The sequence below is a fragment of the Arthrobacter sp. GAS37 genome (genome assembly GCF_044908325.1).
Classification (GTDB): Bacteria; Actinomycetota; Actinomycetes; order Actinomycetales; family Micrococcaceae; genus Arthrobacter; species Arthrobacter ramosus.
Genome location: NZ_JBIYDB010000084.1, coordinates 1 through 1,944 on the forward strand (window position 1 = coordinate 1; position 1,944 = coordinate 1,944).

General features: G+C 65.5%; 2 protein-coding genes. Both read left to right on the plus strand.

The window, feature by feature from the left end; translation table 11 throughout:
* A partial coding sequence (locus ABH924_RS24755) for a tyrosine-type recombinase/integrase (protein WP_404503172.1) occupies nt 1-808 on the plus strand: 808 nt, incomplete at its 5' end.
* Complete coding sequence (locus ABH924_RS24760; protein ID WP_404503174.1) at nt 805-1,848, plus strand: tyrosine-type recombinase/integrase; 1,044 nt, start codon at nt 805-807, stop codon at nt 1,846-1,848. The genes ABH924_RS24755 and ABH924_RS24760, both read left to right, overlap by 4 nt.
* Nucleotides 1,849-1,944 lie beyond the last annotated feature (96 nt).

The window sequence follows — 1,944 nt, forward strand, 5'->3', positions numbered from 1 at the left end:
GGGGTTCCTCTACGGCCGCCACCTCAAAGCGTCCACCATCCGCCGCGAGGAGATCGTCCTGCGCGAACTGGCCGAGCACGCCCGCCAGTTCGGCTGGCAGGCGTGGGCACCGCCGACCCTGACGCACGTGAAGACCGCCCACAGGCCGCCACCGTACGTGTTCAGTGACGACGAGATTCGCCGCCTCTTCCATGCTATCGACACCCAGTCGCTGTCCGAGGCGTCGAACAGGGCGCTGGTCGATCCGGTGCTGTTCCGGGTGTTCTACGCCACCGGGATGCGGCTGTCAGAAGCGCTCAATCTGGAACTGCGCGACTTCGACCCGGTCCGCGCCACCATCGAGGTGCGCGACGGGAAGAACCACGAGAACCGTCTCGTGCCCGTCACCGGACGCCTCGCCGCCACCCTGGAAAGCTACATCGCGGCCGCCGAACCCCACTTCGAACCCGCCCACAAGCTGTTCCACACCGGTGATCCCTGCAAACCTGTTGACAAGTCCACGGTTTACAACAGATTCCGCCGCTACCTCTCTGACGCCGACATCCCCCATTTCCGGGGCGGCCCGCACATCCATTCGCTGCGCCACGGCTTCGCCGTCCAGAACCTGCGCCGATGGTCGGCCGGCGGCGAGGACCTGGCGGTGATGTTGCCGTACCTATCCGCCTATATGGGCCACGCCGACCTGCGCGGAACCCAGTACTATCTCCAGTTGACCGCGGACGCACACCCCGAGGTCGCCGCCATGACCCAAGCCAGGTTCGGTTACGTCATCCCGGACCCGGCGGCGGCGGAAGGAGCCGAGCGGTGAGCCGCCTCAACCCAGTCGGCGGGGATCTGGCCGGCAAGTGGCTGTCGAAGTTCCTCACTGACCACCTGGCCGGGGAGCGGGACCTGTCCGCGCAGACCATCGCATCCTACCGAGACGCGGTCAAACTACTGCTCACCTGGTTCCGCGACGTGGAGGGAACCCCACCCGAAAAGCTGAACCTCGCGGACTTCGACCGGACGCGGGTGCTCTCCTTCCTCGACTGGCTCGAAGCCGAACGCGGCAACTCCGCTGCGACCCGCAACCAACGCCTCGCCGTCATCAAATCGTTCGCCCGATATACCGCGGTCGAGCGGCCAGAGTTCCTCAATCAAGCCACCCAAATCCTCGCCGTCAAGCAGAAGAAGACCCCGGCCGCCGACATGGGCCATCTCACCAGCGGCGAGGTGAAAGCCCTCCTGGCCGAACCAGACCCGGCCACCGGGCGCGGGCTGCGTGACATGGTCTTGCTTTCCACGCTCTACGACACGGCCGCCCGCGTCCAAGAGATCTGCGACCTGAACACCTCCGACATCCGCAGGGCCCGCCCGATGGTGGTGACGCTGCATGGCAAAGGCTCCAAAACCAGGCGGGTGCCACTGATGGACCCCACAGCCCGACTCGTGGCGGACTACCTCGACCGTCGCACGCCCCACCTTGGCGTCGGTGCAGACGCAGACCCGCTGTTCAACGGACCGGAACAGACTCGCTTGACCCGTTGGGGCATCACCAAAGTCCTCGCCAGACACGTCCAATCCCTGCGCCGCCGCGACTCCGGATATGCAGCGGGCCTGAACGTAACCCCGCACGTGATCAGAAGGACCCGGGCGATGCACCTGCTTCAAGCCGGAGTCAACCTGATCTACATACGCGACCTGCTCGGACACGCCGACGTCTCCACAACCGAGATCTACGCCCGCGCCGACACGGAGGCGAAACGCATCGCCATAGAAAACGCCTACCAGTCGCTGACTCCCGAGCCCCTGCCCGACTGGACGAGCGACCAAGATCTCCTCAGATGGCTCGACCGCGCCTGTCAGTAACATCCAGGATTATGTGGCCGGAACCGGTTCCAGCGGCGCTCCCACCAGCGGAAACACCCAACCAGCCACATAACCCAGCCGTCCACGTAATGCCGC